Source organism: Paenibacillus endophyticus (genome assembly GCF_014192395.1).
In the GTDB taxonomy this organism is placed as follows: Bacteria; Bacillota; Bacilli; order Paenibacillales; family Paenibacillaceae; genus Pristimantibacillus; species Pristimantibacillus endophyticus.
Window position 1 is genome coordinate 180,954 of sequence record NZ_JACHXW010000011.1, and the last position, 25,976, is coordinate 206,929.

Sequence of the window (25,976 nt, forward strand, 5' to 3'; positions counted from 1 at the left end):
ATCCAGATGCACCCCTTTCAAACAGACATAGGCCCCATTCGGGACCTTGTCGTTAAAAGCAGCAGCCAATTCCTATTCCGTTTATCGGACGCTTCTTTTGTGAGCATTGTATGTTTCAAATGCGAAGCATGAAAGGTTCTTCAGCAATCATATGATTCTCGGCTGCGTTCGGCTGCGTTCCACGCGCAAGCGAATCATCCCACGCATGGGTTCACATGATTTTGTTGGGAGCCTTGATGCTCTCTGGACGTTTCGTTTTGCGAATCGGCTGCTTGTCCAGCACGCGAAGCACCGTGCGCAGCGCGGCTGGCGTAGGTGCGCTAAGCCATGGGCCCGGCGCGGCAAAATGCGCTTCCTCCATCCAGCGTGTCAGCTGGCGGAGCGCATCCTGCTGCTCAGCAGGGAGCGAGGGCTCAGCCGCCAGCGCGTATTCGCGTGCCGTCAGGCCCGGCGCGCGCTCGCCGAAACGGCGATACAGCAGCGGCGCCAAGTGATCGGCGACGCTAATAAAGCTGGCGCGCACGAGCCCATCGGCATCATGCGGCGCCGCCCTGGCCTTCCGCGGCGCAAGCTCCGCCGCCGTGGCAGCGCTGCCCGTCACAGGTTCATGTGACGGGTAGGGCGCGGCTCCGCCGGCGAGCTTCGCGATGCCGGCGTAAGCCGCGCCATAGCGGCGCAGCGCCAGCGAAAGGCGAAGCCGCTGGCGCTGTGCCGCAGCAATGGCCGCGGCCGCGAGCGCCAGCGCGCCCGCGCCTGCGGCTGCAGCTGCTGCTGGCGATGCCGCCGCTGCTTTGTGCGCTGCCTGCGCGAGGGCATCTGCCCCGATTGCGGCCGCTGCCTCAGCCCATGCTGCGAGGCTTGCCAGACTCGACTCGCTGATTCCGGCAGCATCGCTCGCCATAGCCGCTCCCGCTGCACCCATAGCCGGAGCAGCGAGCGCACCCCCAACCGAAGCGGCGGTGCCTACGCTCAAGACGCCGCTGAATCCGGGAGTCGGATCAAAAGGCACCCAGCCTGCGCCAGGGAAATATACTTCGACCCAAGCATGCGCATCCGAGCCTTTCACTTCATACTCTACCAGCTCAGCGCCTATGGCACTCCCGCTTCCATCAGCTTGCGCATTGCCGCCGAAAGTATCCAGCGCATCATCTCCTGCAAGCTCCTTATTGCCATCCAATCCGGCATCCCGATTCAAAACAGCCGTTCCGGGCGTAAAGCCTTTTACCCATCTAGCAGGAATCCCTTGCGAACGCAGCAGCACGACCATCGCGGTTGAGAAATGCACGCAATAGCCTTGACGCTGATCGAACAAAAAGTTGTCTACGAAATCGCTGCCTTCGGGAGGCTGCGAGCCGCCATCAAGCGTATAGGTGTAGCTTGCTTTCAAAAAATCCTCAATCGCTTTCACTTGGTCGTAGCGGTTCGTTACGCCGCCTCCCGCTATCTCAGCCGCTAAAGCCGAAACGCGGCTTGGAAGCGATGACGGCAGCTGCAAATACGGCTCCAGCTCCGACGATAAATCCGTTTCTTCTAAGGATGTATTTCCCTCCGCAAACAGCCTGCTTTCATCCGATGCCAAATCTGATTCAAGGGCAATCGAACGTAATTGCTTGCCGTCTGTAACGGTAAGCGTGCTTTCCACCACAAAGCGCTCTACCTTTGTCTTGTCCGATTGCGCAAACAAGGAGCTGTTGTCGGCATTGTAGACGTAGCTGCCCAGCTTGCGGCGCGGATCGGCTGCGATGAGCTCCGTTACATGTCCTTGCAATCCCGAGGTGAACAGCGGCATGCCTGCCGCCGGCTCCATCCAAACGACCGATTGCCTAATGACGGGACCATGCAGCCTATTGCCCTCTCGTGCCGCGGCCTCGGAAGATGCGGTCGTATCCGTTCCCTTTATGGGTTGCAGCACGGGGCTTCCGGCGCTATCCACCCAGCCCCGGCCGTCATATACGCGCTTGGACTCCCCGCGCCAATACGCTTTGGCTGGCGAGCTGCCTATAAAAACAACCCGCTCGTCCTTCGTGACCGGCGCGCCAAGCTGACTGTCATCGAAGCCGTAGCCGGTAAAGGCTCCGCCTAATTGGCCTAAGCCCGATTGACTAAGCGTTGTTACCGCGCCTTGCTGGGTTCCCAAAGATCGGACGGTTTCTTCCAAGCGTTCATTCAGTGAAGCCGTCCAGCTTGGAGCAGGCATGTCCGACTCGCGTCCTCCGGCAAACAGCAAGCCGAAGCCTACGACCATCAATACGACAAAAGCCGACCCGGACAGCCAGCGCATATCCAGCTCCTTCAGCTTGCTTGTGCCTGTGTCAATTATCCGCTGCACGCGCGGCACAGCGACGACTGCTCCAAGCAACAGTCCCTCGGCTACCGCTCGCATCAATCCCCCCATGACCTCAAAGCCCAGCCAGACATGGAGCGTAATTAAATAGATTAATGTAACAGCGGCAAGACCCAGCGCTGTCTGGCGCATCCATAACAGCGCCTGCAGCGCGGGGGCCAGCATCGCCCAGCCAATAAACAGCAGCAATGTCCTCAGCTCGCTCGACATAGCCCATAATCCGCTTTGTCCAATCAGCAGCAGATGCTCCTTCAGCATGGCAGGAAAGCCAAGCAGCCATTGCAGCTCGCTTTGATCCGCACTTTTATAGAGCCACATTAGACTCAATACGCACAGCATCGCATTCATCGAGAGCGTAATCGCAGCCGGCAAACGGAACAAACCGGACAGCATCGCGAATCCGATTACGAGCAGCAGCGGACCCGGATTGTAAATAGCTGACCATTCTCCGGCGTTAACCCAAGGCAGCAGCCACTCCGCAAACAAGCCGTACAGCAGCAGGCTTGTAACGAGCCGGAATCCGAAAGATTCCTCCGGCATGTCGCGCCGCATTCGTTTGCGATCCTCGCTTATCGGCTTAGCCGTTCTTTCGGCAACTCCGCTTTTATGCATACTCATGCGCATCGCCCCCTTCCGCTGCATACGGCTGCGCGGACATACTCGCAGGGACAGGCAGCCACGTCAATTTGACGCCGCCGCTCTCCAGCCATTTATGCTGCTCGCGCATCGCAAAGGTTGGGATGTTACTCCTCGTCACGATGAACAGCTCAAGCCTGCAGCCTTTCTCTGCCGCATAGCCCGCAAGCTCGCCCCAGCTGCGTCCGCCGCGCCAATCCGCAGTAAAGACAAGAATTGTACTGCCGCGAGCAAGCAAATGAGAGCTTCGATTCAAGCTTCGCGCTAGCGAGCCCTTTCCTTCCGCTCGGAGAAGGGCCATCGCGTGCAGCATGCCGGATACTCCCTGCTGCGTACCGCTCTGATGCGGCAATCGCATGGTCTGGCTACCTTCTCCGAGCAAGAGCGTTACGCCATTGCCAAGTTCAGCTGCATTCGCGAGAGCTAGTGCTGCCCAGCCTACGCATGCGTCAAACAGCCGATCATCTGCATCGTAAGCCGCTGCCATCGTATCTATCGCAATGCAGGTTTGAACGGGCTGCTCAAGCGAATGCACCTTAGTCTGCAAGCCGCGTCCTTTGGCGGCGCTCCGCCAGTCCAAATGCCGCAGCGAGTCGCCCTGCCGGAATGGGCGGAAGTCCGGCCCTAGACCGGCTGCGCGAACTGCGGCCTCGATTTCTTCTCTACCCGCTTCACCGCGTAAATCCTGCGACTCTCCCCTCAGCGAGGAAGGTACGGCATACACCCCCCCGCCCTCCAAGCGCTCCGGCCTATTCGGGCTAGCTGCATGTGCAAGTCCTGGCAGAACGATGAATTCCGATCTGCAATCGAGCTGCCTGCTGATTGCCGTTAAGCCGAGCCAATCGCCTATCGTAACTACGGCATGCTGATAGGGATGCCGTCCGCGCCTCAGCTGATGAAGCGTATAAAGATAGGTTGTTTCCTTGCTCCACACGGGAGTGAACACCGCATGTATGCTGATTTTCCGATTCAAAGCCGAGCTCTCGTTCAAGGTTTCTTCATGGATGGCTATCCATACAAACGGAACAGGAATCGCTCGCTTTAACGTGAAGCGGATAGCCAGCTGCCCGCCTTCGCGAATCGTTTGCTGCGACAAATCCCGAATGGCGCTCAAGCGTGCAGCAGCTAGAAGCGGAGCCAAGCCGCTCACGACGATGATCATGCTTAGCACCGCTGTCATAAACCATTCTACAGCGCCGCCCCTCAGGACGACCGCTGCCATGCTCCCCGCCCACGCCGCTGCGATGAGGCTCCAGGCAAACCATCTGGTACGGTATGCTGCGGACTGTTGCGCTTTTGGCATCTGCCTATCGCCTTTAAGCTTCTCCTTCTGTATTTCCGCTTGCGGCTTAATGCCATCGACATCGTCTATCTGTCGATCCACGATCTGCAATACGTCATCCTGATGCGGTGCATTCATCGGCGCTTCCCGCTTCCCGCCGCTGCCGGCATCGGGCAATCGCGAATCATGCGTTTAATAACCGTCGCCGCGTCCTCTCCCATGGAAGCCGCGCTGAAGCGAAGCGACAGCCGGTGCGGGAGTACGGCTTCGGCCGTGGCAAGCAGATCATCAGGCACCGCATAACCCCGGCCTTCCATATAGGCATTGGCCTGGGAGGCCCGCAGCCAATCACGAAGCGCACGCGGGCTTAATCCCAGCACCACCTCGGGCGCCCGTCTTGTCGCATCTGCAACCTGCACCATATATTCAAGCAGCGCTGGATGCATATGCGTCTGCCTTGCTTCCGCTTGCATTTGGAGCCATTCCTCTGTCGCAATGACCGGCCGCAGACGATCCGGCTCAATCCGGTTGCCGTCCGCATACTGCTCCAGCATCCGCTTCTCCTCCGATGAACCGGGATAGCCGATCGTCAACCGCATCATGAAACGGTCCAGCTGCGCCTCCGGCAGCGTATTCGTGCCTTCGAAGCTGAGCGGATTCTGGGTCGCAATCAGCATAAAGGGCACCGGAAGCTTACGGGTTTTGCCTTCAACCGTCACGCGCCGCTCCTCCATGGCCTCAAGCAGAGCAGACTGCGTGCGCGGTGATGTGCGGTTGATCTCATCGGCAAGCACTACATTGCCCATTATGGGACCAGGACGGTAGACAAGCTCGCTCGAGCGGGCGTCCAGCACCACGCCGCCTACGATATCTGCCGGCAGCATGTCCGAAGTGAATTGTATTCTTTTGAAATCGCCGCCTACCGCTCTGGCAAAAGCTTGCGCGAGCAGCGTTTTGCCTACGCCTGGCACATCCTCAAGCAGAACATGTCCGCCTGCCAGCAGCGCCGTTAACGTGTTCCGGATGACCTGCTGCTTGCCGAGCAGCACGCTCTCTACCTTAACTAGCAATCGATGCAGCAGCACCTGCGGCGCTTCCGGCCAATGACCGTATCGGTCCTCTTTCGCATCATCAGAAAATTGGGGGGAAATCATCGTATAATTCGCCTCCTGAAAAATAAATCTATCTATTTTTCAGTTTCCCCAGCTTTCTCTATCTTTAGACCTGCTAGAGGGCGATTCTGTTAATCTGTCACCCATATTTCACGCTGATTGTCGTTGTATACATACTTCGCTATTCCGATCCCGAACGTTTGCAGCGTCGCCCTAACAGGGACAATCAGATCCGCACTCATGTCAGAGGCTTTGATTTCCTTGCTTATTAGCGTGAGCACCGGATTGCCTTCGTATGTCACAACCATCTGCCCTTGCTCCGAATCCAGCTCCAAGCTGGCTCCAATCCATTCCGCCAGCTTGCGCAGCGACACCTCTATCGTACCTCCGATCAGGCGGTATTCGCCCGCTTCAAGCACGAGACGATCCTCCCCGCGGTGCAAAGTAAGCTTCTGCTCCTCAGGCTTTACTTGCTCCGAACTTCCATTTCTGTCAAGCTGCTCCGCGTATGTTATGAGCTTTGCTATCTCACCAGTCGTTACCGGCTTCCTATTCCATTTCAGCTTGCTTGCCACCTTGAATTGAATAGGCTCCACCTTGTCCGTAATGGGGGCAAAAGCATAGCCCTTGCTCTTGTAATAGTGAATAATGGCTGGCAAAGCCTTAACCGACTCTGCATGCCCGGCGCTGTCATGAAGCAGCACATTCAGCTTGCTTGCCAGCTTCGAGCCTTTAATAGCTGTCAAAATTTCCGAAGACGGGACGTCCTGCTTCTTCGAATCCCCGCTGTCCACGTTCCAATCATGAACCACGTAGCCTGCTGCTGCCAGCCCATCAAAGTAGCCCTGGTCAAAGTTCGTAAACGTACCGCCCGGCGCGCGAAGCAGCGTTGTTCTGACACCGGTGGTTTGATAGATCGCATCATCGGTTTTCATCACCTGCCCGGCAAACGCGGAGAAGCTGCCGTATAGCTGCTCATATTTATGATTAAACGTATGATTGCCGATTGAATGGCCTTCTTCTATGATTCTTTTAGCCAGCAAGGGCTGCTTCAGCACATGCTCGCCAAGCACAAAAAAAGTAGCCGTGATGCCTTCGCGTTTCAAAATATCCAGCACAAGCCCTGTATTTTTGCTAGGACCGTCGTCGAAAGTCAAATATACGGTTTTCTGATTCGCTTCAGCCTTGGCAGCGGCGGCTGGGGCCGCAAGCTTTTCTTGGATAAGCTGCTTCTTCGCGGCATATGCCGCATGGGCTGCCAGGAGCGGCTTTGGCTCATAATAGGAGACGTTGCCCGCCACGCTTGCATGCAATGGTTCCAACTCGCTTGCCGCATTGTCCTTGAATGCGGCTCCCCCTTCAAAGCCCAGCAAGCCAAGCCAAACCATCCAAGCACAAATTGAAATTCGCAACATACGTCGCATGCCCTCTGCCACCCTTCTCTACCTATGACTGGAATCTCTCATTCCATTTGATAGAGTATATGAGCCTTTGCCTCCGTAAATGCCTGCTCCTTCCCACCTTCATTGGGAATCAGCAGATTGCAAAAAATCCAGTAACGGCTGATGCTCGCAATTATTGGACTTTTCGCCGGACGGACTCGAAAGGTTGCGCAGGTCTATGTCAAGAATAACGAGAATGCCGAATCAAAAAAAAATCGCCTCTACCCTCAGGGCAAAGACGATTTTTTTGATTCGATTAAAATGCGGCAACAATTGCGCCTTTATACTTGTCCTCGATATATTTCTTCACTTCCGGCGAACGAAGCGCAGCTGCCAGCTTCTGGATCGCATCCGAATCCTTATTGTCTGGCCGGGAGACGAGAATGTTAACGTATGGGGAATCCTTGCCTTCGATAAACAAAGCATCCTCTGTCGGGACAAGATCAGCTTCAAGCGCATAGTTCGTGTTGATTAGCGCTAGATCAACCTCATCAAGCACGCGCGGCAAGGTTGCGGCTTCCACTTCTCTTATTTCGAGCTTCTTCGGATTATCTGTAATATCAGCAACCGTACCATTAACGCCAACGCCATCCTTCAGCTTGAGCAAGCCGTTATCAGCCATTAAGGCAAGCGCACGTCCGCCATTGGAGGGGTCATTCGGGATAACAACCTGAGCGCCGTCCTTCAGCTCTTCGATCTTTTGAATTTTTTTGGAATAAGCGCCAAAAGGCTCGATATGCACGCCCGCAACGTTGACTAGGTCATAGCCTTTGTCTTTGTTAAATTGTTCCAAGTAAGGCGTATGCTGAAAAAAGTTAGCATCGATCTGTTTTTCATACAGCTGCGTGTTCGGTTGAACGTAATCATTGAACTCAATGATTTCAAGCTCAATGCCCTGCTCCTTGAGTAGCGGTTTCACCAGCTCCAACAGCTCCGCATGCGGTACAGGGGATGCCCCAACCTTCAGCTTAACCGTCTCGGGTACTCCTGTTCCCGTACCACTTGCATTGTTCTCCTCTGTTTTGTCTGCTCCGCAAGCCGTTAGCGCAAACATCAGCATTAGCGTCAATATCATATAGCTTGTCTTCTTCATGTTGATTCCTCCCATGTTGTTGGTTCATCTAGGCTGCGAGAATGTTATCCTCTTTATTTCCTGCTGTAGCGTCTAACGAGTGCGTCTCCAATCGTCTGCAGTACCTGCACGAGCACGATGAGCAGCACGACCGTCACGAGCATCACATCGGTTTGAAATCGCTGGTAGCCGTAACGGAGCGCTAAATCTCCTAGCCCGCCGCCTCCAATGACGCCTGACATCGCCGTATAGGAAACGAGCGTAACCGCTGTAATCGTAACTGCCGCGAGCAAGCTCGGACTCGACTCGCGCAGCAGCACTCGGCGTACAATATCCCATTTGGAAGCACCCATCGCTTGGGCAGCCTCGATTACTCCGCGGTCCACCTCGCGCAGGGATGTCTCCACCAGCCTGGCGAAAAAGGGCGTTGCTGCTACGACAAGCGGTGGAATAGAGCCCTCAACGCCCAGCGTAGTGCCCGTAATCAGCTTGGTCAGCGGCATAATCATAATCATAAGTATCACAAATGGAACAGAGCGCAGTACGTTTATGATGAAAGAAAGCGCGCCATAAACGACTGGCTGGGCAAGAAGCTGCCTTCGTGACGTTAAAAACAAGATGATGCCCAAAATCAGTCCGCAAATAATCGTAAAAACGAGCGAGGCGAACAGCATATAGAGCGTATCCTTCGTCGCGTCCCAAATTTCCGGCAAGCGGACATTCTCGAAGCTCATCATATGGCGTCTACCTCCAGTCCATCCTTGCGTAAAACAGCGATGACCCTTTCGATATCCGCATCGTCGCCAATCAGCTCCACGATGAGTTGGCCGTATGGCGTCTGCTTCATACGGGATACCGTTCCTTGCAGAATCGCAAATTGCACGGACGTCGTCTTCACTGCATTGTATAGAATCGGTTCATACGTCAAGCTGCCGATGTAGGTCATTCGCAGCAAACGGCCCTTTCGGTGCTGCAGCAGCTGCCTGGCAGCGCTGTTCTCCGCTATCTGATCGACAAATTCACGAGTGACCGGATGCTCGGGCTTCAAGAAAACCTGCAGCACGTCACCGATCTCTACGATTTCACCTTGGTCAATGACGGCTACGCGGTCGCATATTGCACGAATGACATTCATTTCATGCGTAATCAACAGGATCGTAATGCCAAGCTTGGCATTGATATCGAGCAGCAGCGATAAAATAGAGTTCGTCGTTTGGGGATCAAGCGCCGAAGTCGCCTCGTCGCATAGCAGCACATCCGGGTTGTTCGCAAGGGCTCTCGCGATGCCCACGCGCTGCTTCTGTCCACCTGACAGCTGCGAAGGGTATTTGTCTGCATGTCCCTCCAATTGCACGAGCTTAAGCAGCTCATCAACCCGCTTATTCAGCTGTGCCTTCGATTGTTTTGCAAGGGCTAGCGGGAAGGCGATATTTTCTCTCACGGTCGACATGGACAACAGGTTAAAATGCTGAAAAATCATCCCGATGCGCCTGCGCTCCTGCTGCAGCTGCCTCTCCGTTAAACGCGTAAGCTCTACATTTCCTACGTGAACCGAACCTGCCGTCGGCTTCTCCAGTAGGTTGACGCAGCGCAGCAGCGTGCTTTTGCCGGCACCGGAATGACCGATGATCCCGAATATTTCACCTTTCTGCACCGTCAGACTTACGTCCTTGACAGCCTCAACCTGGGTACCGCCTGCACGGTACGATTTTATTATGCCGTTAAGCTGTATCAGTCTCATAACCCCCTATCCATCAAGCAAAACCATATTGTATAAATGTGACAGCATCCCGTCAACGAATAAAATCTTCCAGTCGCCCTATTCCCGGCCAACACGCGGCATTTGCCATGCAAAGGATCTCTTTATTGTTACCAAAGCCCAATTTTATACTCGATTGCTGAATAAGCAGAAAGCAAAAAGCGTACCCAGCCATCAGCTGAATACGCTTTTCATTAACATGCTATGCTCATTCGACGCTTAACCGTTGGCTGCTTCATAAAGCTCCTCAACCGCTTCAAGCACTTGCAGGGCATGACCTTTTACTCTTATTTTACGCCATTCGCGGACCAGCTTGCCGTTCGCATCAATGAGGAAGGTCGATCGCACAAGCCCCATATACTCCCTGCCGTACAGCTTTTTCAAATGCCATACGCCATAAAGCTCGCACACAGCGTGCTCAGTGTCAGCCAGCAGCAGGAATGGCAGCTCCTTCTTCGCAATAAAGTTTTGATGCGATTTGACCGTATCGATGCTGATTCCCAAAATGACCGTATTGCGCTGCAGCATCTCTGCGTTTGCATCGCGGAAGTCGCAGGATTCTTGAATGCACGCGGTAGTCATGTCCTTCGGGTAGAAATAAAGAACGACATTCTTGCCGCGGTAATCGCTTAATGAAACATTCTCCCCATTCGACGCAGGCAATTCAAAATTCGGCGCCATCTCTCCTATTTGAAATTCTGTCATTGCTAAACCTCCATAAGCGTTCATTTCATTTCCTTCCAACAAAACCAGCAAGCATGTTTGCTATTAGGACCCTGCGCCGCGGTAGCGCTTCACGCCGTGATTCCATAGAAATAGGCCAAGAGAGAAAACGATAATGCCCATAACCGGCGTCAACAAAGCAAGCTGGGACAAGTCATCTGCTTTTTTCTCAAGGAAATAAGAGGCTGGAATAACGCCAACGAAGGCGAACGGCAGCAGCCATGTTAATACGAATCGGATCATTTTGTTATAGATATTTACCGGGTAACGCCCATAGTTCTGAATGTTGTACATGAGCGGAACGATTCCCGTCGGCGCATCCGAATAGAACGAAATCGCACTAAGCGCCGTATATAGACCTGCATAAATAAGCACCGCTCCCAAGATGAGCAGCAGCATGACAAGCACGTCAAGCAGCTGGAACGGAAGATCGAGCTGAAACCAGCAGAGCACCATAATGATCGCGCCGACGAAGGAGCCGATCAAGGACGGCGGATCAACGTTTTCGAGCAGCACTTGATACAGGCTATGCGCCGGCCTTGTAAGCACGCGGTCCATCTCGCCTTTGACGATATACCGCTCGCTGAAATTCCAAATGCTGAAGAACGTGCTGAACACGCCGTACGGGATCATAAAGAATCCGTATACGAATACGACCTCCGCCTCCGACCAGCCTCCGAGCGACGGCGTATGCTGGAACACAATCAGAATAAAGATGAGATTCATCCCTTGAAACAATAAATCGGATAATACTTCAATCCAGAAATCGGCCCGATAGGTCAGCCGCGTTTTTGCGTAATTTTTAATATATTCCCAAAACAACGAAGCATATCTCATCTCTGTTACCCCCCTTGCACGAACAGCCGTCTACGCGCAGCCCGCCATGTCAGCCAAATTGGAATCAGCAAGCCTACGAACCAGAGCACTTGAATGCCGAACACATGCAGCACCTCGCCGCTGGGCGTTCTTCCCGTGAAGACGGAGCTGGGCAAATAAGTGATCGCTTGGAACGGCAGCCACTGCATAACGGCTGACAGCCAGCCAGGGAAGAAGGCAATCGGCACGACAACGCCGGAGAACAGATCCACCATAACCCGCTTCATGCGCATCATGCCTTCATTGTTTTCCACAAAAAAGGCAAACAACCCCGTTAAAATATTGATCTGCGAGTTAATTAGAAAGCTGAAGAACAGCATGACCAAATAGATGAGCCATGTCATGGGATCGGTCGGCAATGTTACTGGGAATATTAGACATACGATAATCATTCCCGGAATCATGAACAGCAGCATGCGGAATAAACCTTCGCCGAAGCCCTGCATCATTTTTACGAACAAATAGGAATAAGGTCTAATAAGCTGTACCGCTACGCTGCCATCCCTGATCTCATTGGCAATCTCGCGATCCAAATTATTGAAGTAAAAGGCCCGCGCCATCCAAGACACAGCCACATAGGTCGTCATCTGCGTAACCGTAAATCCGGCAAGCGACTCCTTGTCCCCATAGATCGCCTGCCATAGAAAGTAATAGGCGCCGATGTTAATGGCATAAATAATGATGCCGCTATAATAATTAACGCGGTAAGCCAGCATCATAATGAACCGAATCCGAATAAAATCAATATACGCGCTCATCATGATTACACCGTCTCCTTGGCGGTTGACGCTGAGCCGGAGGAGTAGATGCTTCGCACGATATCGTCCGTATTCGTTTCGATGATTTTAATGTCGCGAATTTCGACCCCGCCAACGACACAAGCAAGGGCATCGGATACGTTCACAGCGTGAGGAAGCCACATTTTGGCCGTAACCTCGTTCTCCATCGACCATGTCACGTCAAGCGATTCCGTTAGCTGCCGCAGCTTGGCGAGCTGCGTATGGCCTGCGAATTGGAACTGAATCTCACGCCCTTTGCTCCAGCGGTTTTTCAGATCATCCAACCCGCCGTCATAAATGATGCGTCCATCGTCCAGCATGATTACGCGTGAGCACAGCGCTTCAATGTCCTGCAGATCATGTGTCGTCAGCAGAATCGTCGTGCCCTGCTCCCTGTTCATTTGCATCAAGAAATCGCGAATTTCCGTCTTTACGACAATATCCAGGCCAATGGTCGGTTCATCGAGAAACAGAATCGATGGGTTATGGAGCAGCGATGCGACAAGCTCGCAGCGCATCCGCTGGCCGAGGCTTAGCTTGCGTACAGGTCGGTTAAGCAACTCGCCAAGCTGCAGTCTCTCCACCAGCTCATTCAGCCGCTTGCGGAAATCAGCTTCCGATACCCGGTACACCTTGCGCAGCAGCTGGAAGGACTCAATCACGCCAATATCCCACCATAGCTGGGAACGCTGGCCGAATACGACACCGATGCCGTTAACGAACTTCTCGCGATCCTTGAACGGCACATACCCGTTTACCTTAAGCTCGCCGGACGTCGGTACCAGAATGCCCGTAAGCATTTTGATCGTAGTCGATTTGCCCGCACCATTCTCTCCAATATAACCGCAAATTTCGCCTTGCGGAATTTGAAAGGAAATATCTTTAACCGCCGTAACCTCATTGTACTCGCGTTTGAACAAGTCCTTGAGCGCGCCGGATAAGCCTTCCCGATTTTTCTGAACGCTGAATTGCTTGCGCAAATCCTTCACATCAATGGCTAGCATGTGGATCTTATTGCCCCTCTCGCTTCGACATTTCCTAGGAAATACCGATCTTTATTTACCTAAAACGATAAAACTTGCTTATGCATGTCGTTCAGCTTTATAATTTTATGATATGTAATCATACATTAGTTCACGCCTAGCGTAAACGGCTGAAGCTGCCCATTGCTCTTTAGCATTCGTTCGCTGATAAAATTTAAGCAATGATGAGCTTATGCTTATACGTTCTTAATATTTCCGGCGTAACAAGCTCCGCTAACCTTAATACTTGGAAGCGGACCATTCGCTATGCCGTCTTAGCGCATGCTTACATTGAAATTTACCCACTTTGGCTTACAATGATCCCGCCCCATCTGAAAGGAGCACGTCTAGCGAAATGTCTAACGAGACAAACGAAGTGCCTAAAGAAAAAAATAAGAGCAAGAAAAAGAAATGGAAATGGTTTTATATCAGCCTTTCCGTCATACTAGGCGCCGCCGCAGCATTTCTTATTTACTGGTCCGTAGGCGTATACGGTGCATTGGACGACTTTAGCGATCCGAAGGAAACGAAAGCGCCGTTAGAGGAAGCAGAGGCTACACCGGTTCCGGTTCCGGAATGGGAAGGCAAAGAGCGCGTCAATATATTGCTGCTAGGCGGTGACGCACGCGGAGTTGAAGAAGGCCAAGTCGCCCGTTCAGATTCCATATTAGTCGCTTCCTTTGATCCCGTTACCAAGAAAGCGCATCTCTTCTCTGTGCTCCGCGATACGTACGTGGATATAGAAGGCCACGGTAAAGGCCGCATTAACACTGCGCTTGCACTTGGCGAGTACCCGCTAGCCATGAAAACGGTCGGCGATCTTCTTGGACTGGAAATTCAATATTATGTTTATACCGACTTCGAAGGGTTTAAGCAATTGATAGACACGATCGGCGGCATCTACTTCGACGTTGAAAAGGATATGCATTACACCGACAACGCGGATGGCAACCGATACGATATTGATCTCAAAAAAGGCTACCAGCTGCTTGACGGCGACAAGGCGCTGCAATACGTTCGGTTCCGTCACGATGCCATGAGCGACTTTACACGCACCGAACGTCAGAGAAACTTCCTTCAAGCCGTATCGAAGGAGCTACAATCGACTTGGAACATCGTTCGCATGAAAAAAATTCTGGAGAGCGTCCAGCCGTACGTCAGCATGAATATTAGCGTCATGGATATGCTGAAGCTCGGTCAGCTTGGCGTCAAAAGCCATGTAGCCAGCACAACGCAAATCCCGCCAATGGAGCTTATTGCAGAAGACCGCGTCGGCGGCGCTTCCGTCATTGGAATCAGTGACGAAGACGAGCTTCGCTCTTACGTGCAAATGACGCTGGAGCAAGACGATACCGTCCCTACTCCTACCGACTCTTCATCGCCTACAGATGGAGCGGAAGAAACGAATCAATCGCAATAACCATACGTACACGCAACGGCGACAGCAGGTTGCGTGTATTTTGTTTCCGCATCGTTTATTTATTACTTACATTGGAGGCTGATTGCCATGACCACGAAACGACCAAATTCCGAGAAGCTCTATGAAGAAGCGCTGCAGCATATCGTCGGCGGCGTAAATAGTCCGTCTCGATCGTACAAAGCGGTAGGCGGCGGCGCACCCGTCTTTATGAAGCGCGGCGAAGGGGCTTATTTTTGGGATGTCGATGACAACCGCTACATTGATTACTTAGCCGCTTACGGCCCGATTATTACCGGACATGCCCACCCGCACATTACGGAAGCAATCGTGCGCGCAGCACAGAACGGCATCCTGTACGGCACCCCTACCGAGCTCGAAATCAAGCTCGCGCGCATGCTGAAGGAAGCCATTCCTTCACTCGATAAGGTCCGCTTCGTCAATTCAGGCACGGAAGCGGTCATGACAACCATTCGCGTGGCGCGCGCATATACGAAAAAATCCAAAATCATTAAATTTGCCGGCTGTTACCATGGCCACTCCGATCTTGTGCTCGTCGCTGCCGGCTCCGGCCCATCTACTCTCGGCATTCCTGACAGTGCCGGCGTTCCTTCCAGCATTGCTAGCGAAGTAATCACGGTACCGTTTAACGATCTGCCCGCGCTGAAAGAAGCTCTAGAGCGCTGGGGCGACGAGACTGCCGCTGTCATGGTTGAACCGATTGTCGGCAACTTCGGCATGGTCATGCCGCATGATGGCTTCCTAGAAGGTCTCTGCAAGCTAGCGAGGGAGGCTGGAGCGCTCGTCATCTATGATGAGGTCATCAGCGCATTCCGTTTCCATTACGGCGCGGCGCAAACGTACGTCGCTTTCCCGGATCACCAGGCCATCGAGCCGGACCTGACTGCACTTGGCAAAATCATTGGCGGAGGCTTGCCGATCGGCGCTTACGGCGGACGCCGCGAAATTATGGAACAGGTTGCTCCGCTCGGTCCTGCTTATCAAGCTGGTACGATGGCAGGCAATCCCGCTTCCATCTCGGCTGGCATCGCCTGTCTCGAGCTGCTGCAGGAGCCTGGTATCTATGACCGAATGAACGCGCTCGCTACGAAGCTTGCTACAGGTCTCCATGCCACAGCGAAGCAGCATGGCATTCCGCTTACTATCAATCAAATTCGAGGGTCGTTCTCCGCTCATTTCTGCAATCATCCGATTACGAATTACGATGAGGCACAGGACACGGACGGCGAATTGTTCGGAAGATTTTTCAAGCTGATGCTGGACCAAGGCATCAATCTCGCACCTTCCAAATACGAGGCTTGGTTCTTCACGACCGCGCATACCGAAGCCGATATTGATGAGACGATTGTCGCAATTCAGCAAGCATTTGCTCAACTAGCTTCGAATAGCTGACAAACAAGCTCAATCGTCCGCATTTTTCCGTAAATCGCTCTAGCTTCTCTATAGATGCAGCGGCAGCCATGGACTTTTTGTTCATGCCATTAACTGCCGCTGTTTTATTGGGCTAACGTTAAATGGTGCCATCTCTGTGCCGTCCGGTTACGCATGCCCAAACACTCCCACATGCGCTCTGCGACAAAACATGTTTTAATATACCAAAGGAGCGTGATTCAATGAACATCCAATCGTTTCTGCATCCCAAGGATGAGGTTTCTTACCTCATAACATCCTCGACTATGAAAGAAGCGCTAGATAAATTGGAGGCGAGCCACTATACAGCTATTCCAATCTTAGATGACAATGGCTTATATTTCGGTACGTTATCCGAGGGAGATTTGTTATGGAAGCTGAAAGCCACGCCTGGCCTCACCTTCGATAATATGCATGACATTCCTGTCGTCTCCATTAAGAAACGAATGAAGGTCGAATGCGTGGAAATCAATGCCGATTTGGATGATATGCTGGCGCTGGCGGCCGATCAGAACTTTGTTCCGGTCGTAGATGCCGACCGTGTCTTCCTCGGTATTATTCGGCGCAAAGACATTATCGAATACTATACCCGGAATATTGCTGATTAATTGATAGATCGGTCTTGGAAATCATAAAAGCTGCCGTTTGCCGGCAGCCTTTTTCTTTGTTCTTGCTGTTTTTTTCACTGCCGTTCCTCGATTCCCACATCTGCGAGGCTGATCTCATTCAATTCCGCTTCTTTGAATGGTTGTGCCAAGTGCAGTTAACTGATACAGACCGAGAACGACTGGATTGGCTTGCACCAACCCTTCACGCAATAGGTCTTTGAGTAACCGGTTAACGTCTAATGGATTGTCTGACGCTTGTGGAAGCTGCTCAGCAAGCTGCGCAGGCGTTTGCCACTCCGCGGTTAATGCCGTTAATACTGTTTGCTGCTGTAGAGTCAAGTTCATGCTTGTACCTCCTCAGATGTGTTTAAGTTCTATTTCGTTAATGATTCTCGCACGCTTTTGGGAAGATTTTTGACTACCATATCGTAAGAGTGGTCAATCATTGCAAAGAGATCCGATTCTGGTAAGGAACCATCCATTGCAATCGTATTCCAGTGCTTTTTGTTCATATGGTAACCTGGTCGAACATTATGATGCTGCTCTCTCAAATTTGCCGCTATGACAGGGTCGCATTTTAGGTTTATGTAGGAATGATCCCCTTTGTTCTCAAAAATAAGCGCGAACATCTTCCCTGCAATTTTGATCACCAATGGGTCAGGTCCAAAGGGATACTCCTTCGCCGCTCCCTTTTTGTTCACACAGTATGCAATGATATTATTCATCCTATCAGTACCTCGCCTTCTTCGATAACACACTTCCGTTGCGATCATGCTTTTATTTTTTATATTTTATCACACCTTGTTGACAATCCATCTAGTAAAAATACTTCTGTCCAACAATGCCGGATACGGAGGATCACTTCACGGTATTTTTGGAATTATTTAATGTGGTACAAAAAAAAACCTTCCATACACTTTGAAAAGTGAATAGAACGTTTTCATTTATTGCTTTTCCGATAATCGCGCGGCGCTAGTCCAAACATTCGTTTAAAAAACCTCTCGAAATTCGGCATCGTATTAAAGCCTGAGGCGTAGCAGATTTCCGTTATTGGCAACGTTGTGCTGCATAGCAGCGCTCTTGCGAATTGCAGCCTTTTCTCTTGAAGATGTTCTTGGAATGAAGTACCGGTTTGCTTCCGGAAGCATTCGCTGAAATAATTTGCCGAGAGTCCGACATGCTCTGCCACTTTATGTAAAGTAATCTGCTCACGAAAATGATGCTGGATGTAGATAACCGATTTCCTTATAGCAGGATGGACGGCGCGAACAGCAACCATTTCCGCTGCCGTATTTTTTTGACTCGTTAACCTAAATAGCTCAATCAATATCCGCTCAAAGCTGCCTTGAACAATCATGTCGCTGCCTAGCCGCCAGAGAAGCGATTCGTCCCAAATACGATCAAACTCAGCTTCAATCATGCCAGCTTGTGCGCTTTCAAAAGTATACGCGTAATGGGAAGCCTCTTCAAAAAGCAATTCGGCTAAAGCAGGACGAATAAATGAATCCTCAAATATAAAATCGTACAGACATATCGTTTCGCCTTCATCCGGTATAATTTCATGAAAATCGGCGGTTGTAAGGAGAAAAGCCATCCCTCTTTCCAAAGGAAATGACTTGCCGTTAAGAATATGAGTACCGCTGCCCGATACGATAAAGCCCATCTCGAAAAACTCATGCCAATGTGAATCAATTTTGTGTTCGATCACATGCTTATAAATACAGAAGGGGAACGAAGAAGATAAAAAGTTTTTGCTAAGCAGTCTCTCTGGTGTTTTATTGTTATCCATTTCCGTTCCCCTTTCATGCTTATCAAGGCCAAACGTTGAACCACTCCGCAAATTTAGCAGAAATCTAGCAAGGATGCGAGACCTGCGATTCTTAATGCCATTATTGGCCTCAATTCCTGAAGTGCAAGTCCCGCTCCTTCCAGCTTTGATCATTATACATTTATGAATGGATTGCCTGCCAGATCCTTGCCTCTAGCAAGCCAAATTTTATGATTTTTGTTTTTCTCCTCATATACCTTGGCATCCGTCGAGAAATAACGCATCGTATATCCGCATCGGCGAAACTCGCTCGTATTGGCAGCTGCCCCATGAATGATGCGGGAATCGTGCACCGAGCATTCTCCCGGCTCCAATTCGAAATAAACGGCTTTTTCATTATCTACTTTTTTAATTTCGGTACTAAAAATGTTTTGGTTTCCATCAACCTCTTCATATTCGGAAAATCCGTCTGTATGCGTACCGGGAATAACGCGCATGCAGCCGTTTTCCTTCGTGCTGCGGTCGATTGCCAACCACACCGTTACGATTTTTTCAAAACTACTAAGACGGCCATTCCAATATGAGGAATCCTCATGCCATGGCGTTTGCTTGCCGACCAGCGGCTCCTTGCATATGAAATGACTCGACCACAAGCCTATATTTGGCCCGATTAACGGCTCAACCAAATCGAGAACTTCATCGCTTAACAGAAATTTCAGCAGCCTCTCGTCACGGAAATGCGGAGTGTCCAGCTCGCTGTTCAGTCTTCTGCCAACCAGCTCCCATTGCTCTTCGAATATGTCAGACAGTTCCGTCATTTTCTCTTGACTGAATAGCTGTTTCTTACGGAGAGCATATCCATTTTGCTTATAAAATTGAACCTCTTTCTCAGATAGTGTCGTGTAAGCCATAATTATTCCCTCCAATTGATGTAATCTTGCGTTGTTTTCATCATAATGGGAGAGTCATAAATTTACTTCTCATTCTATCCGTAAAAGTATGCATATCTTCGGCAAATATCCTAAAGTTCAGAAAAAATAATCCAGAACAAGCATTTTATCCGAACTCATTTATAAAACCAATCTGATCATTAACGATCATTTTTCATAAATATCCTTTCCTATCCTATCCGTAAACGCTGCCATTCTGTACAATGGACATGATAACGAGTACTCAAAGCGTTAGAACTAGGAGGAACATTCAAGATGAGTGATCAATTCGAGCAGTTTTTCAATTCGGATCAGGCACACCAGCTGCTGGAGCAGATGTACGGTAGCGAAGAACGAGAGCGACAAATCGACAGGTACCGGAGTTGTATGGAAGGATACAGTGGGCAATATGGGAAGACAGCGTCTATCCAATACTTCAGTGCGCCTGGTCGCACTGAGATAGGCGGCAATCATACGGACCATAACAACGGGAAAGTGCTGGCGGCTAGTATTCAGTTAGATACGATTGCGGCTGCAGCAAACGTTGACAGCGGCATTATTTCTGTCGTTTCCGAAGGGTATCCAGGCATGTCAGTCATCAATCTAGATGATCTGGAACCGCAGGCAGGCGAGGGAGGAACGGCTGCTTTAATCCGCGGTATTGCACATGGGTTTCAGCAACACGGATACCGAATCGGTGGATTCAACGCTTACGTCAGCAGTAACGTGCTTCCGGCGTCAGGACTTAGCTCCTCCGCATCTTTTGAAGTTCTGATCTGTCAGATTCTAAATACTTTTTTTAACGGCGGAGAGATGGACGCGGTCATGATGTCGCGCATCGGCAAGCATGCCGAAAATCTATATTGGAACAAGCCATCAGGGATGCTTGACCAAATGGCTTGCTCGCACGGCGGTATGATTACAATCGACTTTAAGGAGCCGGCTGAGCCGCGGATCGAGCGTATTCCAGGAACATTTGAAGCAGCGGGTTACAGCCTTGTCATCGTAAGCACCGGCGGCAACCATGCTGACCTCACAGAGGATTATGCTTCAATTCCGAACGAGATGCGGGCAGTGGCGCAAGCATTCGGTGTAGAGGTATGTCGCGATTTGACGGCAGAGATGATCTACGGCCGGCTCGGGGAGCTCCGCGAAACTGTCGGAGATCGAGCGGTGCTGCGGGCGCTGCATTTCCTGGATGAAAATGATCGCGTTGGGCGGCAGGTAGAGGCAATTAAGGCGGGAGAGTGGCAGAACGTGCTGAAGTATATTACCGCTTCAGGCAATTCCTCGTGGAAGTGGCTGCAGAACATTTACCAAGAATCTGTGTCCCGTGAACAGGGGATTGCACTTACTCTCGCCATTACCGAACGTTTCATCTACCAATTAGGCGACGGTGCTTGCCGAGTACACGGCGGCGGCTTCGCCGGCGTCATTCTCGCCGTTCTGCCGCATGCAGCGGTAGCGGAATACCGGCAATTAATTGGGCGTACGACCGGCACCGAAATGTTTACGATCCGAGTGCGCGAAATCGGAGCAGTCTGCTTGAATCCGATTTTGTAAATTCGAATGGCTTAATCGTCAATTGTAAGCTTCCCTTATACTAACAGGTTATTTGTCATTCACCTGTCTATCGTAAGGGGAGCATGCAATGACCGATTGTTATCGTGAGTTTATTGATCTATCCTGACCGTCAGCAGAATCGTTTTTACGTTGCTATTTTGTCTTAATAGCCAATGTTTCATTAGAAAAAGGCGATTATCGCCCAAACACACCCCACTCCCGCAACGCATGCCCAAAAAATGCCGTAAGCCCTGCGAAACGAATCTTTCGCGAACGCCTTTCGGAGCAACAATTCGTTCACAAAAAAAAGTATGAGTCCGATAAGCGGATATATTCCCCAAATTGCAAGCAGCTTAATAGCTGGCTCACCGGTATCGTTAAATAGAAATGCGAGGGCGAGCAACAGTATCGCACCGAGCGTTGTAATCACTAATAACGTGCGGGTAAAATAAGTCAGCAGCTTCATATTTCCTCCTCAGGACATCAAATCTTTTAATGATGAGCCAACGTTGCGTCTTTTGAGCTAACGTTCTTTGTTAGCAGAATTACTCAACGATCCCCGTTTGCTATTGTTTCATCTTCCTTCAGTCGTTTCTCTTATAGTAGTAAACCGTTTTTGGACATAGGTAACATTCTAGTCATAGTGAAAACATATAATTTAATTTCACTCGCGGCTTTATTATGAGCATGATTAGGATTTCGCATGATTAGTCTAGCTTTTGTCTATGTCAAAATTTTATAAAATCTAATAAAGACATGTTGCGGATAATCTAATTGAAGCTGTTTTTGATCCAACCTTCCCACGGGAAGATAATACTCGTACGTTTTATTAGAATCAATTTTTGTAATTAACCTTAGATCAGATATCGCTATTCGTTTCTCCTTTTGTTCCCTCATCAATTACTTTTTATTTTCAACAATTCATACCCATCTTTTATACCATACGAAATATTCAAAGGAATAATATTTGCACTAAATTGAGAATCTACATGTTGCTCATTGTTCATGTGTGCTAATGGTCCCTTTTGAAAAAAGTTCTCAGTATACATGGATACTACTTTATTTTCTTTATCCCAATTTATAGAGATTCCTAAACCATCTGCCACCCATTTTGCCGGTATCATTATAGTTCCACTCTTGTTTGTAATAGAAGTATCTAATTTTACATTTTTCCCATTAATAGTATCCTTCTCATATAATTACCTCCGTTTAGCTCCATACAGCATATATTATCCAAGCAAAATGAAAAGTCCGTAAACAATTAAAGGGATTATGGGTTCTCTTGGTTGTAGCGTAACCTCTGGGCATTATTGTTCAGTCGTATACTTTTCAATATCTCTTGAAACTGAATAATATTGCCCATCATTTCCGTGATATAAGTAGCCATCTCCAATATAGAAAAAATCTGCTTTTGAAAAATGAATCATAACTGTTCCTTTTGCGACCTCAGGTTTTATACCCTTGGCTTTTTCAGGAGTATCAATTGCTATGCTGTTGTTCAAAACTTCAACCAAGCCTGATATTTTATCTTCATTGGTTAATTGTTCCTCGAACTTTTCTCCCTTAATTAATACCTCATAGTTATTCTCTAACTCTTCACCAAATGTACTTTTACTACTACAACTTACAATAGCAAGCATACAGGTGATTATTAACAGAAAAAGACACATTCCTTGCTTCATAAGAACCCTCCTTTGTTTACAGTTTATACCATTAATTAGACGTAAGAATCGCACGGTAAGTTGCAATAACCTACCCGTTAGCGTAATGAAGCAGCCGATCATTGTGGTCGACTGCTTCCGTGTTTTTATTGAACTATGTTTCCCGTTAGTTTAGCGAGATAAGCTAATACTCTATGCATAATTTGCACATTAACGGTTCCGGTCACCGGATAAATATAGCTCCCTTGCGGTTTGCAGGAACAGCTTCACCCCGTGAGGAGCCTCCTTCAGAGACGGAACCGCCAATTGGATCTCTCTGAACGGCTGCGGTTTAATTGTCCGGACGCGGACATTAGGCGGTAGCACCGATAACGACAACGAAGTTGTCGATACGATCGCGACGCCTAGCCCTTCTTGAATCATGCTCAACGCCGTGGTTATGTTGTGGCCGTCATATTTGACGCGCAAAGCGATTCCGAATTGCTGAAACAGCTCATAAATCGGCGTTACAAACCCGCCTTTGCATACAATCATAGGTTCATTGTCCAGATCGGTGATATGGATTTCCGGGCGGCTTTGCAACGGATGATCGTCCCGAAGGAGCAGACACAACTCGTCTTTAAAGAACGGTATCCCTTCCAATTCACCGTTCGGTGGAATAATCCAGCCGACATCGATTATTCTAAGAGACAGCCATTCTTTAATCTCGTCAATAGTTCCTTCGTACAGTTCGAACGTCAGCCCAGGGTGCTTCTCCCCAATCGCCTTTAATATTTTCGGCAAGAAGTGTGCGGACACAATCGGGAACGTCCCAATGCGAACGGTGCCGACTTCAAACCCTTTTTCGGCCGTTACCTCCTGCTCCACCTTATTGTAGCCGTGCAAAATCTCTCTGAATATGACAATCAGGCGCTTCCCAATATCGGTGAGAATGATCCCTTTCTTTTTATCCCGAATCATGAGGATGACCCCCAATTCCGATTCAAGCGTGGAGATAGCTCGACTTACGGCAGGCTGTGTCATATTCAATTGCTCCCCTGCTTTTGTGAAATTGCCGGTCTCGGCGATTTTCACGAATAACATCAGTTGCGAATGTGTCATAACAGTTTTGATATCACCTCTATAGAAAACACTCATTTCATTTATCTTAGGAGGAATTGTATCATGGTACATACAAATCCACAACAGGAGCTGAAGACATATGATGCAACTTTCGCGAACACGTACTATTGTTTATTTAACGTTTCTAGTTACAATGTGGGGGGTGAACTGGCCGCTTTCCAAATATGCGCTCGAATTCGCGCCGCCATTGCTTTTCGCCGGCTTGAGAATATTTATTAGTGGTCTCATATTACTTCCTTTCGCTTTACCCCGCTACAAGAAGCTTAATCTGAAGCATACTTGGCACGTCTACCTAATCTCCGCATTGCTGAATATTATTCTCTTTTTCGTCTTTCAAACTTTCGGACTGAAAGCTATGCCAGCCGGACTGTTTTCGACGATCGTGTTCTTGCAGCCTGTTCTGCTCGGCGTCGGCGCTTGGTTGTGGCTGGGCGAATCCATGACCCGTTTGAAAATGGTCGGTTTGATTCTCGGCTTTCTTGGAGTCGCTGTCGTCAGCGTAAGCGGAGGCTCCGGTAGCATTTCGACAGTCGGCATCCTGCTCGGTTTAGCCAGTACGATCACTTGGACGTTCGGTACCATCTATATAAAGAAAACCGCAACAAAGGTCGATGCCATTTGGTTGGTCACTGTTCAGATGATCTTTGGTGGAATCGTATTGTTGGCTGCGGGTTCTACCATTGAAAGCTGGATGGATATCGTTTGGAATCTGTCATTCCTTTCATCTTTGTCGATTATTTCGATTTTCTGTACAGCCTTGACCTGGCTCGTATTCTTTCTGCTTGTCGGATCGGGCGAAGCTGGCAAAGTCGGTTCGTTTAATTTTCTAGTCCCTCTCATTGCGATCGTGACCAGTGTCCTTTTCTTGGGTGAAACGATCACTTCCAAACTGGTGGTGGGACTCGTTCTAATTATAGCAGGCATTGCACTGGTGAACCTCAAACTGAAATTTCTGCAAAGGGGAACAAATGACACATGGTAATTTAGAAGGAGGGAAAAGAACGCATATGACGGCCCGTTGTCGGTAGAAAATAAAGTATTAGACTGGGTATCTTAATTCCACGCGGATTCTCGATTGTAATAACGTCAGACATCATAAAATAAGTTTTAGACTGACCTCAGAAACTGAAACAGCGACAGCCAAGGATGAGAAAATAAAGTCCCAGACTCTCGCTGTTTCATTGAACTAACGTACCCGTTAGCGGAATGATGATTCGGGGTCGGATGCGAGTCAAATCCACTTGCCTCGGGCTCGCAGGTGTTTATCGTCCAAATGCCCACGCCACCATCAGCGGGAACTCTTCTCGCCACATCACATCGTCGTGCGACGCGACCCGCGCTCTCATTTCAACGTCAGCACCTGCACCGCGCAGCGCAGCCGCCCACCGGGTCGCGTTTTCGAGGAAGAACGGCTCCAGTGTGCCGGCTACGAGGTAGGTGCGCGGTAGCGGACTTGGCATCACGGCAGGCGGTTGGTAACCCCCGCCTGGAGACGCGGAGAAGACTGTACCGTAGATGTCCGGATGCCGAAGCCCTATGGCGAGTGAGAGCTCTCCACTCGCCGACACGCCGCATACCGCGGTGCGTTTTGCGGGCAGTGCAACACTGAAGCGCGATCGCACCCATCGGCGGACGTCCTCGACGAAGAATCTCTCGTGTGCTGCGAACCGTTCCTGGTCGAACGGCGGTGAGTATTCATGGATGCGCACCATTTCATCCTCATCGGACGTCCGGTAGATACCAACGATCATCGTGGGCGGTACGTCAGCGGCCTCGAGGTACCCGCCCCACTGCGAGATCAGTTGACCGTCACCGGCGAATACGACTGCCTGGGGTGGATTCGGAGGGACGTACACTGTAACTTGCCGACCACCATCATACTCGAGCGTCTCTGTGACGAGCTCTCCCGCGATCTTCATATCTCACAACTCCTGTGTACATAATTAAACATATCTCTTTTCCCTCAATAGTTGCCGTCAGCGAGTTATACTAACGTTACCCGTGTTCAGTGAAAATATAGTCTTAGACTGAACTCATTAATTTAATGCGATTTTTGATTTGAAAAATCGTCAGCTTCCGAAAAATATGTTTAGACTGCCCATTAAAAAGAAACAGCGGAGGAGCAAGACTTAAAAAATAAAGTCTTAGACTGCCGCTGTTTTTATTCAACTAATGTTCCCAGTTAGCGTAATGTATTATTGGTCTTTTTCGGTGTTGGGAACTCTATAACTTGAATATTAAATAAATCCAAAACCCCAATTATCGCCACAGCGAAACCACTATTCCATACCTTATCAATCCAATTCTCATCAAATTTCTCTGTGCATTCATTAACAAAATCTTGATTGATTAAGATCGAAGATGCCTCGGCCACATTAGTGTAGAGATATTCCGTGACTCCAATTTTATCTATCATCCATCTCAGCCCAA

General features: G+C 49.9%; 26 protein-coding genes. 5 read left to right on the plus strand and 21 right to left on the minus strand.

The genetic code is table 11. The annotated features are described in order from the left end of the window. Positions 1 to 211: 211 nt before the first annotated feature. From FHS16_RS18570 to FHS16_RS18620, 11 genes are all read right to left on the minus strand, one after another. The gene (locus tag FHS16_RS18570) at positions 212 to 2,962 is read right to left on the minus strand and encodes a DUF4129 domain-containing transglutaminase family protein (RefSeq protein ID WP_183565843.1); all 2,751 of its coding nucleotides are present in this window, start codon (positions 2,960 to 2,962) and stop codon (positions 212 to 214) included. After that, a complete protein-coding gene (locus FHS16_RS18575; protein WP_183565846.1) occupies positions 2,949 to 4,400 on the minus strand; it encodes a DUF58 domain-containing protein in 1,452 nt (483 codons plus the stop codon). Before FHS16_RS18575 ends, FHS16_RS18570 begins: the two co-directional genes overlap by 14 nt. Continuing rightward, entirely contained in the window at positions 4,397 to 5,416 is a 1,020-nt protein-coding gene (locus FHS16_RS18580) for an AAA family ATPase (RefSeq protein ID WP_183565849.1), read from the minus strand. Before FHS16_RS18580 ends, FHS16_RS18575 begins: the two co-directional genes overlap by 4 nt. An 89-nt stretch (positions 5,417 to 5,505) precedes the next feature. Beyond that, on the minus strand, positions 5,506 to 6,798 hold the full coding sequence (locus FHS16_RS18585; protein ID WP_183565852.1) for a polysaccharide deacetylase family protein: 1,293 nt from the start codon (positions 6,796 to 6,798) through the stop codon (positions 5,506 to 5,508). Between the two features lie 274 nt (positions 6,799 to 7,072). Further along, positions 7,073 to 7,909: a MetQ/NlpA family ABC transporter substrate-binding protein gene (locus FHS16_RS18590; protein ID WP_183565855.1), complete on the minus strand. Its 837-nt coding sequence runs from the start codon at positions 7,907 to 7,909 to the stop codon at positions 7,073 to 7,075. A 53-nt stretch (positions 7,910 to 7,962) separates the two neighbouring features. Beyond that, a complete protein-coding gene (locus tag FHS16_RS18595; RefSeq protein ID WP_183565858.1) occupies positions 7,963 to 8,625 on the minus strand; it encodes a methionine ABC transporter permease in 663 nt (220 codons plus the stop codon). After that, positions 8,622 to 9,623: a methionine ABC transporter ATP-binding protein gene (locus FHS16_RS18600; protein WP_183565932.1), complete on the minus strand. Its 1,002-nt coding sequence runs from the start codon at positions 9,621 to 9,623 to the stop codon at positions 8,622 to 8,624. Before FHS16_RS18600 ends, FHS16_RS18595 begins: the two co-directional genes overlap by 4 nt. 243 nt (positions 9,624 to 9,866) lie before the next feature. Next, a complete protein-coding gene (bcp, locus tag FHS16_RS18605; RefSeq protein WP_183565862.1) occupies positions 9,867 to 10,352 on the minus strand; it encodes a thioredoxin-dependent thiol peroxidase in 486 nt (161 codons plus the stop codon). 63 nt (positions 10,353 to 10,415) lie between these two features. After that, on the minus strand, positions 10,416 to 11,207 hold the full coding sequence (locus FHS16_RS18610; protein ID WP_183565865.1) for an ABC transporter permease: 792 nt from the start codon (positions 11,205 to 11,207) through the stop codon (positions 10,416 to 10,418). Between the two features lie 5 nt (positions 11,208 to 11,212). After that, complete coding sequence (locus FHS16_RS18615; protein WP_183565868.1) at positions 11,213 to 12,007, minus strand: ABC transporter permease; 795 nt, start codon at positions 12,005 to 12,007, stop codon at positions 11,213 to 11,215. 2 nt (positions 12,008 to 12,009) lie between these two features. Then, positions 12,010 to 13,029, minus strand: coding sequence for an ABC transporter ATP-binding protein (locus FHS16_RS18620; protein WP_183565871.1), 1,020 nt, complete (start codon positions 13,027 to 13,029; stop codon positions 12,010 to 12,012). Positions 13,030 to 13,402: 373 nt separating this feature from the next. Here FHS16_RS18620 and FHS16_RS18625 point away from each other — a divergent pair, with 373 nt between their 5' ends. The 3 genes from FHS16_RS18625 to FHS16_RS18635 all read left to right on the plus strand — a co-directional run bounded on the left by FHS16_RS18625 (position 13,403) and on the right by FHS16_RS18635 (position 16,503). Beyond that, entirely contained in the window at positions 13,403 to 14,467 is a 1,065-nt protein-coding gene (locus FHS16_RS18625) for an LCP family protein (protein ID WP_183565874.1), read from the plus strand. An 87-nt stretch (positions 14,468 to 14,554) separates the two neighbouring features. Beyond that, positions 14,555 to 15,877 carry a glutamate-1-semialdehyde 2,1-aminomutase gene (locus tag FHS16_RS18630; protein ID WP_183565877.1) on the plus strand — a complete coding sequence of 441 codons (1,323 nt, stop codon included), beginning with the start codon at positions 14,555 to 14,557 and terminating at the stop codon, positions 15,875 to 15,877. 221 nt (positions 15,878 to 16,098) lie between these two features. Further along, complete coding sequence (locus FHS16_RS18635) at positions 16,099 to 16,503, plus strand: CBS domain-containing protein (protein WP_183565880.1); 405 nt, start codon at positions 16,099 to 16,101, stop codon at positions 16,501 to 16,503. Positions 16,504 to 16,617: 114 nt separating this feature from the next. On the opposite strand, the gene FHS16_RS18640 is transcribed toward FHS16_RS18635, so the two are convergent. The 4 genes from FHS16_RS18640 to FHS16_RS18655 form a co-directional block, all read right to left on the minus strand. Then, the gene (locus FHS16_RS18640; RefSeq protein WP_183565883.1) at positions 16,618 to 16,848 is read right to left on the minus strand and encodes a hypothetical protein; all 231 of its coding nucleotides are present in this window, start codon (positions 16,846 to 16,848) and stop codon (positions 16,618 to 16,620) included. Positions 16,849 to 16,877: 29 nt separating this feature from the next. Then, a complete protein-coding gene (locus FHS16_RS18645; RefSeq protein WP_183565887.1) occupies positions 16,878 to 17,228 on the minus strand; it encodes an MmcQ/YjbR family DNA-binding protein in 351 nt (116 codons plus the stop codon). A gap of 215 nt (positions 17,229 to 17,443) precedes the next feature. Further along, positions 17,444 to 18,292, minus strand: a complete 849-nt coding sequence (locus FHS16_RS18650; RefSeq protein WP_183565890.1) for a helix-turn-helix domain-containing protein — start codon at positions 18,290 to 18,292, stop codon at positions 17,444 to 17,446. 152 nt (positions 18,293 to 18,444) lie between these two features. After that, on the minus strand, positions 18,445 to 19,182 hold the full coding sequence (locus FHS16_RS18655) for a phytanoyl-CoA dioxygenase family protein (RefSeq protein ID WP_183565893.1): 738 nt from the start codon (positions 19,180 to 19,182) through the stop codon (positions 18,445 to 18,447). 294 nt (positions 19,183 to 19,476) lie between these two features. Between FHS16_RS18655 and FHS16_RS18660 the strand changes: the two genes are divergently transcribed. After that, complete coding sequence (locus tag FHS16_RS18660; protein ID WP_183565896.1) at positions 19,477 to 20,763, plus strand: galactokinase; 1,287 nt, start codon at positions 19,477 to 19,479, stop codon at positions 20,761 to 20,763. A gap of 181 nt (positions 20,764 to 20,944) precedes the next feature. Here the strand turns inward: FHS16_RS18660 and FHS16_RS18665 are convergent, their stop codons facing one another. From FHS16_RS18665 to FHS16_RS18680, 4 genes are all read right to left on the minus strand, one after another. Further along, entirely contained in the window at positions 20,945 to 21,229 is a 285-nt protein-coding gene (locus FHS16_RS18665) for a hypothetical protein (protein ID WP_183565899.1), read from the minus strand. 430 nt (positions 21,230 to 21,659) lie between these two features. Then, positions 21,660 to 21,944, minus strand: coding sequence for a stalk domain-containing protein (locus tag FHS16_RS18670; protein WP_183565935.1), 285 nt, complete (start codon positions 21,942 to 21,944; stop codon positions 21,660 to 21,662). A 126-nt stretch (positions 21,945 to 22,070) separates the two neighbouring features. Then, positions 22,071 to 22,445, minus strand: coding sequence for a hypothetical protein (locus tag FHS16_RS18675; RefSeq protein ID WP_183565902.1), 375 nt, complete (start codon positions 22,443 to 22,445; stop codon positions 22,071 to 22,073). A 189-nt stretch (positions 22,446 to 22,634) separates the two neighbouring features. After that, on the minus strand, positions 22,635 to 23,525 hold the full coding sequence (locus tag FHS16_RS18680) for a LysR family transcriptional regulator (protein WP_183565905.1): 891 nt from the start codon (positions 23,523 to 23,525) through the stop codon (positions 22,635 to 22,637). Positions 23,526 to 23,625: 100 nt separating this feature from the next. Here FHS16_RS18680 and FHS16_RS18685 point away from each other — a divergent pair, with 100 nt between their 5' ends. Further along, positions 23,626 to 24,528 (plus strand): DMT family transporter, encoded by a 903-nt coding sequence (locus FHS16_RS18685; protein ID WP_183565908.1) that lies wholly within the window; start codon positions 23,626 to 23,628, stop codon positions 24,526 to 24,528. 280 nt (positions 24,529 to 24,808) lie between these two features. On the opposite strand, the gene FHS16_RS18690 is transcribed toward FHS16_RS18685, so the two are convergent. Together FHS16_RS18690 and FHS16_RS18695 are read right to left on the minus strand one after the other, a co-directional pair. Then, on the minus strand, positions 24,809 to 25,465 hold the full coding sequence (locus tag FHS16_RS18690) for an alpha/beta hydrolase (RefSeq protein WP_183565911.1): 657 nt from the start codon (positions 25,463 to 25,465) through the stop codon (positions 24,809 to 24,811). Between the two features lie 263 nt (positions 25,466 to 25,728). Next, the coding region (locus FHS16_RS18695; RefSeq protein ID WP_221226402.1) for a hypothetical protein at positions 25,729 to 25,976 on the minus strand (248 nt) is incomplete at its 5' end.

What these genes read in the sequence shown, in the direction of transcription:
- FHS16_RS18570 (WP_183565843.1), bottom strand. Translation starts at nt 2,962, where the DNA reads ATGAGTATGCATAAAAGCGGAGTTGCCGAAAGAACGGCTAAGCCGATA.
- FHS16_RS18575 (WP_183565846.1), bottom strand. Translation starts at nt 4,400, where the DNA reads ATGAATGCACCGCATCAGGATGACGTATTGCAGATCGTGGATCGACAG.
- FHS16_RS18580 (WP_183565849.1), bottom strand. Translation starts at nt 5,416, where the DNA reads ATGATTTCCCCCCAATTTTCTGATGATGCGAAAGAGGACCGATACGGT.
- FHS16_RS18585 (WP_183565852.1), bottom strand. Translation starts at nt 6,798, where the DNA reads ATGCGACGTATGTTGCGAATTTCAATTTGTGCTTGGATGGTTTGGCTT.
- FHS16_RS18590 (WP_183565855.1), bottom strand. Translation starts at nt 7,909, where the DNA reads ATGAAGAAGACAAGCTATATGATATTGACGCTAATGCTGATGTTTGCG.
- FHS16_RS18595 (WP_183565858.1), bottom strand. Translation starts at nt 8,625, where the DNA reads ATGATGAGCTTCGAGAATGTCCGCTTGCCGGAAATTTGGGACGCGACG.
- bcp (WP_183565862.1), bottom strand. Translation starts at nt 10,352, where the DNA reads ATGACAGAATTTCAAATAGGAGAGATGGCGCCGAATTTTGAATTGCCT.
- FHS16_RS18610 (WP_183565865.1), bottom strand. Translation starts at nt 11,207, where the DNA reads ATGAGATATGCTTCGTTGTTTTGGGAATATATTAAAAATTACGCAAAA.
- FHS16_RS18615 (WP_183565868.1), bottom strand. Translation starts at nt 12,007, where the DNA reads ATGATGAGCGCGTATATTGATTTTATTCGGATTCGGTTCATTATGATG.
- FHS16_RS18620 (WP_183565871.1), bottom strand. Translation starts at nt 13,029, where the DNA reads ATGCTAGCCATTGATGTGAAGGATTTGCGCAAGCAATTCAGCGTTCAG.
- FHS16_RS18625 (WP_183565874.1), top strand. Translation starts at nt 13,403, where the DNA reads ATGTCTAACGAGACAAACGAAGTGCCTAAAGAAAAAAATAAGAGCAAG.
- FHS16_RS18630 (WP_183565877.1), top strand. Translation starts at nt 14,555, where the DNA reads ATGACCACGAAACGACCAAATTCCGAGAAGCTCTATGAAGAAGCGCTG.
- FHS16_RS18635 (WP_183565880.1), top strand. Translation starts at nt 16,099, where the DNA reads ATGAACATCCAATCGTTTCTGCATCCCAAGGATGAGGTTTCTTACCTC.
- FHS16_RS18640 (WP_183565883.1), bottom strand. Translation starts at nt 16,848, where the DNA reads ATGAACTTGACTCTACAGCAGCAAACAGTATTAACGGCATTAACCGCG.
- FHS16_RS18645 (WP_183565887.1), bottom strand. Translation starts at nt 17,228, where the DNA reads ATGAATAATATCATTGCATACTGTGTGAACAAAAAGGGAGCGGCGAAG.
- FHS16_RS18650 (WP_183565890.1), bottom strand. Translation starts at nt 18,292, where the DNA reads ATGGATAACAATAAAACACCAGAGAGACTGCTTAGCAAAAACTTTTTA.
- FHS16_RS18655 (WP_183565893.1), bottom strand. Translation starts at nt 19,182, where the DNA reads ATGGCTTACACGACACTATCTGAGAAAGAGGTTCAATTTTATAAGCAA.
- FHS16_RS18660 (WP_183565896.1), top strand. Translation starts at nt 19,477, where the DNA reads ATGAGTGATCAATTCGAGCAGTTTTTCAATTCGGATCAGGCACACCAG.
- FHS16_RS18665 (WP_183565899.1), bottom strand. Translation starts at nt 21,229, where the DNA reads ATGAAGCTGCTGACTTATTTTACCCGCACGTTATTAGTGATTACAACG.
- FHS16_RS18675 (WP_183565902.1), bottom strand. Translation starts at nt 22,445, where the DNA reads ATGAAGCAAGGAATGTGTCTTTTTCTGTTAATAATCACCTGTATGCTT.
- FHS16_RS18680 (WP_183565905.1), bottom strand. Translation starts at nt 23,525, where the DNA reads ATGACACATTCGCAACTGATGTTATTCGTGAAAATCGCCGAGACCGGC.
- FHS16_RS18685 (WP_183565908.1), top strand. Translation starts at nt 23,626, where the DNA reads ATGATGCAACTTTCGCGAACACGTACTATTGTTTATTTAACGTTTCTA.
- FHS16_RS18690 (WP_183565911.1), bottom strand. Translation starts at nt 25,465, where the DNA reads ATGAAGATCGCGGGAGAGCTCGTCACAGAGACGCTCGAGTATGATGGT.